This is a genomic window from Mesorhizobium sp. M4A.F.Ca.ET.090.04.2.1 (assembly GCF_003999085.1).
In the GTDB taxonomy this organism is placed as follows: domain Bacteria; phylum Pseudomonadota; class Alphaproteobacteria; order Rhizobiales; family Rhizobiaceae; genus Mesorhizobium.
Window position 1 is genome coordinate 1 of sequence record NZ_RZOT01000513.1, and the last position, 4,510, is coordinate 4,510.

A 4,510-nucleotide genomic window follows, 5' to 3' on the forward strand; every position below is an offset into this window, starting at 1 on the left:
GCGGCGTCTTCCTCGGCCGAGCCGCCGATCTCGCCGATCATGATGATCGACTTGGTCTCGTCGTCGGCGAGGAACATTTCCAGCATGTCGATGAATTCAGTGCCCTTGACCGGATCGCCGCCGATGCCGACGGCGGTGGTCTGGCCGAGGCCGACATTGGTGGTCTGGAAGACTGCCTCATAGGTAAGGGTTCCCGAGCGGGAAACAACGCCGACCGAGCCTTTGCGGAAGATGTTGCCGGGCATGATGCCGATCTTGCATTCGTCGGGCGTCAGCACGCCCGGGCAGTTCGGGCCGATCAGCCGCGAGGTCGAGCGGTCGAGCCGCGCCTTGACCTTGACCATGTCCATCACCGGGATGCCTTCGGTGATGCAGACGATGAGCGGGATCTCGGCCTCGATCGCCTCGATGATGGCCTCGCCCGCGCCCGCCGGCGGCACATAGATGACGGAGGCGTTGGCGCCGGTCTTTTCCTTGCCTTCGGCGACCGTGGCGAAGATCGGCAGGCTCTCGCCCTTGGCGCCGGTCCAGGTCTCGCCGCCCTTCTTCGGGTGGATGCCGCCCACCATCTTGGTGTCGTGATAGGCCAGCGCCTGCTCGGTATGGAACGTGCCGGTCTTGCCGGTCAGGCCCTGCACGAGAACCTTGGTGTTCTTGTCGACGAGAATGGACATGGGTGAGAACGCCTCTGAATTCAGCGATTACAAGAAAGGATTGACGGCCCGGACCGAGCCGTAAACCTGGTTGTGATTGAGATCCTCGGTGTAGAAGATCGGCGCGCCAAGTCGCTCCGCGGCCGCGAGCAGTGCTGCGTCATAGTATTTGAGTTGATAGCGGCGCGCGAGACGAAGGCCCGCGATGACATAGGCCTGGTCGACCGGGACGAACGGAAGCGCGCCGAGAAAGACCAGCCACCGGTCGACCACAGCATCGGCAAAGGCCGACTTGCGTCTCGCGACATTCGCGAACTCGGCCAAGGTCTGGCCGGAGACACCGAACACGGTCCCGAGCACAAGCCTTTGCGCGATATCGTGGCGGCGAGGATCACTTGTCCTCTCCGAAGCCGCGTACAGGAGGACGTTCGAGTCGAGAAAGCATTCTATCCTCTCGTTCGGCATAGATCTCGTCCCGGTTCCATTTGTATTCGGGGCCTAGGTCGAGCGGCGATTCCTCCATCAGCCTGCGCATGCCTTCCCGCGCCCAGGCGATCCGGTCTTCCTGTTCGACCTCATGCGCGAGCAGCGAGCGGATCAGGGCGTTGAGTGTTGTCTTGCGATGCTCCGCGAGGCCTCGCGCCTTTTCGAGCAGAGCTTCGTCCATGGCCAGGGTGACGTTCTTCATCGTCCGTCTCCACATAAATACACAGGAATAATATGTGTGATTATGTGTAATTCTTCAATGCCGGCGATCACCATCGGTTCAGCCTTCCTTCATCTCGGAAGGCGCGACGCGCCGGTAGAGCCCGCTCACCATGCCTTGCCAGGCATCGCTGCCGGAAGGTTTGAACTGCAGCCGCATGCGGTAGGTGTCGGCGCCTTCAAAAACGTAAGTCACCCGCGCGGCGCCGCGCGGCGACGACCGCTCCAGAACCAGCTCGCTGTCGTTCCACGTGCCTGTGGCCGGGGACGCCGGCACAAAGCCCATCGAATCGAACTGGTGCATGGTGACGAGGCTGTTCTGCTGGTCGAAGCCGAACACATTGTGCGAGCCGAACGAGATCGTCCCGTCGCGGCGCTGGCGATAGCGCTGCACCACGAACAGGCCGCCGAACTGCGCCTCGGCCATCACTTCCGAAGTCGCGGTGCCGGCATCGGTCCATTGCGTGCCCGCCACCTCTTCCTCGCCGCGCCACGCGCCGACCAGCGCCTGCAGGCGCTGGTGATCGGCCGAAAGCGAGGAGAAGGGCGACGCGTTCATGGCTCAGAGCCGCTTCAGATCGGTGACTGTGAGCTCACTCCGGGCATTGCCGGTGTTGAGCGTCGTCGCCGGCTCGAACATCAGCACCACAGGCTCGGAGGTCAGCGAACGCGGCCGGTGCTCGACGCCGCGCGGCACGACGATGAAGTCACCCTCGCCGAGCTCGACAGGCCCGTCGCGGAAATCGATGGCGATGCGCCCGCGCAATACGAGGAAGGCCTCGTCCTCATGGTCATGCGCATGCCAGTCGAAGGCGGCACCGAACTTGGCGACCTTGGCCTGGCTGTCATTGACGTCGCCGGCGACATGCGGATCGAAGACCTTGGCGATCTTTTGATCCGCCGCCTCGACCAGGTTTATCTTGCGCGGAGGCATGGGCTCGTTCCTGCGTTCGCAATGGCGGGGGCTTCAACGCGGCTCATTGTTGGCCAACCGCATCGTGGTGAGAATTCCGGCTGAATCGAAAAGCGCCGCTGTAGTTCTCGCCAACAGGAGGATCACCGATCGTCCATACAAGCCGGCATTTTCCGTCGTATCCGGTCGAAGCCAGGCAGTCCTTGGCGGCAAAATACCGAAGGTAGATCTTGTCTCCTGCGTCAGGGAAAATCTCTTCTTTCGGCAGCTCCACCAATCCCTGCGATTCCACGTAGTCGAAAAACGTCGACACGTGTCCGGTGCTACCAAAAACCTCGCAAACACCGACAAGCCTGTTTGCGTCAGGTCTCTCGGAACTCAACTTGACGAAGGGCGCCGAAAGACCTTTTGACGTATCTCGATTAAGGATTTTCACGCCGAAATTATCCGAACTGATCGAGAACCCGTTTTCCAACGCCAACTGTCCGCTTTTCGCCAGATCACCATCGGGAGCGATGCAAATTTGCTGATAGAGCACGACGGCATCCGAAATCTCTTCCGCATGCGACGGAACGGCCAGAAAGCCGAATCCGATTGCACACAGAAGGCGGCTCGGTTGCATCCGCTCAGCCCTTCACCGCCTTGACGATCTTCTTGGCCGCGTCGTCGAGGTCGTCGGCCGAGACGACGTTCAGGCCGCTTTCATTGATGATCTTCTTGCCCAGTTCGGCATTGGTGCCTTCCAGCCGCACCACCAGCGGCACCTTCAGCCCGACTTCCTTGACCGCGGCGATCACGCCTTCGGCGATGACGTCGCATTTCATGATGCCGCCGAAGATATTGATCAAAATGCCTTCGACCGCCGGATCCTTGGTGATGATCTTGAACGCCGCCGTCACCTTCTCCTTGGACGCGCCGCCGCCGACGTCGAGGAAGTTGGCGGGCTCCGCGCCGTAGAGCTTGATGATGTCCATCGTCGCCATGGCGAGGCCGGCGCCGTTGACCATGCAGCCGATATTGCCGTCGAGCGCGACATAGGCGAGGTCGTATTTCGACGCCTCGATCTCCTTCTCGTCCTCTTCGGTGGTGTCGCGCAATTCCATCACGTCGGGATGGCGGAACAGCGCGTTGTTGTCGAACGACACTTTCGCGTCGAGCACGCGCAGCCGGCCGTTCTTCATGACGATCAGCGGGTTGACCTCGAGCAGGCTCATGTCCTTCTCGACGAATGCCTTGTAGAGGATCGGGAACAGCGTGCCGCCGTCCTTGGCCGCGTCGCCGTCGAGCTTCAGCGCGCCGTTGAGCGTCTTGAGATCATCCGCCGTCACGCCCTTTTCCGGGTCGATGGCGACGGTGATGATCTTCTCCGGCGTGTCGTGCGCCACGGCCTCGATGTCCATGCCGCCCTCGGTCGAGACGACGAAGGCGATACGGCCGACCGAACGGTCGACCAGGATCGACAGGTAGAGTTCGCGATCGATATCGGCGCCGTCCTCGACATAGAGGCGGTTGACCTGCTTGCCGGCCGGGCCGGTCTGCTTGGTGACCAGCGTGTGGCCGAGCATCTCGTTGGCGTTGGCGACCACCTCGGCCACCGACTTCGCCAGCCGCACGCCGCCCTTGGCGTCGGGGGAAAGCTCCTTGAACTTGCCCTTGCCGCGACCGCCGGCATGGATCTGGCTCTTCACCACATAGAGCGGGCCGGGCAGCGCCTTGGCGGCGGCCTCGGCATCGCCGGCCTTCAGCACCGGCACGCCCTCGGCGACCGGCGCGCCGAACGACTTCAGCAGTGCCTTGCCCTGATATTCATGAATGTTCATGGCTTATCTCCGGATCAACTGCTGGCGGATCACTTCGAGGCGAGGTGCGGCGCGATCTTCACGCAGGCCTCGGTCAGGCCCTGCACCGTCGCCACCGAACTGTCGAACATCTTCTGCTCGCTCTTGTTGAGGTCAATCTCGATGACACGCTCGACACCGCCGGCGCCGATCACCACGGGAACGCCGACATAGGTGTTCTTCACTCCGTACTGGCCCGACAGGTGGGCCGCGCAGGGCAGCACGCGCTTCTTGTCCTTGAGGAAGGATTCGGCCATCGCGATCGCCGAAGCCGCCGGCGCGTAGTAGGCCGAGCCGGTCTTCAGCAGGCCGACGATCTCGGCACCGCCGTCGCGGGTGCGCTGCACGATCTGGTCGAGCTTTTCCTTCGAGGTCCAGCCCATCTTGACGAGGTCGGGCAG

The 4,510-nt window shown here is 62.3% G+C and carries 7 protein-coding genes and 1 pseudogene; all 8 read right to left on the reverse strand.

Translation table 11 applies throughout. The annotated features are described in order from the left end of the window. The coding region (gene sucD / locus EN781_RS26925; protein WP_127400497.1) for a succinate--CoA ligase subunit alpha at positions 1-674 on the reverse strand (674 nt) is incomplete at its 3' end. Positions 675-701: 27 nt separating this feature from the next. Beyond that, on the reverse strand, positions 702-1,118 hold the full coding sequence (locus tag EN781_RS26930) for a PIN domain-containing protein (RefSeq protein WP_126057456.1): 417 nt from the start codon (positions 1,116-1,118) through the stop codon (positions 702-704). After that, the gene (locus EN781_RS26935) at positions 1,045-1,341 is read right to left on the reverse strand and encodes a hypothetical protein (protein ID WP_126057455.1); all 297 of its coding nucleotides are present in this window, start codon (positions 1,339-1,341) and stop codon (positions 1,045-1,047) included. The genes EN781_RS26930 and EN781_RS26935 overlap by 74 nt, the downstream gene beginning before the upstream one ends. A gap of 78 nt (positions 1,342-1,419) precedes the next feature. Continuing rightward, complete coding sequence (locus tag EN781_RS26940; protein WP_126057454.1) at positions 1,420-1,917, reverse strand: DUF1579 family protein; 498 nt, start codon at positions 1,915-1,917, stop codon at positions 1,420-1,422. 3 nt (positions 1,918-1,920) lie between these two features. Continuing rightward, positions 1,921-2,292 (reverse strand): cupin domain-containing protein, encoded by a 372-nt coding sequence (locus tag EN781_RS26945; protein ID WP_126057453.1) that lies wholly within the window; start codon positions 2,290-2,292, stop codon positions 1,921-1,923. Between the two features lie 43 nt (positions 2,293-2,335). Next, a complete protein-coding gene (locus tag EN781_RS26950) occupies positions 2,336-2,893 on the reverse strand; it encodes a hypothetical protein (RefSeq protein WP_126057452.1) in 558 nt (185 codons plus the stop codon). Between the two features lie 4 nt (positions 2,894-2,897). Further along, complete coding sequence (gene sucC, locus EN781_RS26955; RefSeq protein WP_126057451.1) at positions 2,898-4,091, reverse strand: ADP-forming succinate--CoA ligase subunit beta; 1,194 nt, start codon at positions 4,089-4,091, stop codon at positions 2,898-2,900. A gap of 29 nt (positions 4,092-4,120) precedes the next feature. Further along, a pseudogene (locus tag EN781_RS26960) lies at positions 4,121-4,510 on the reverse strand (malate dehydrogenase); the annotation flags it as partial.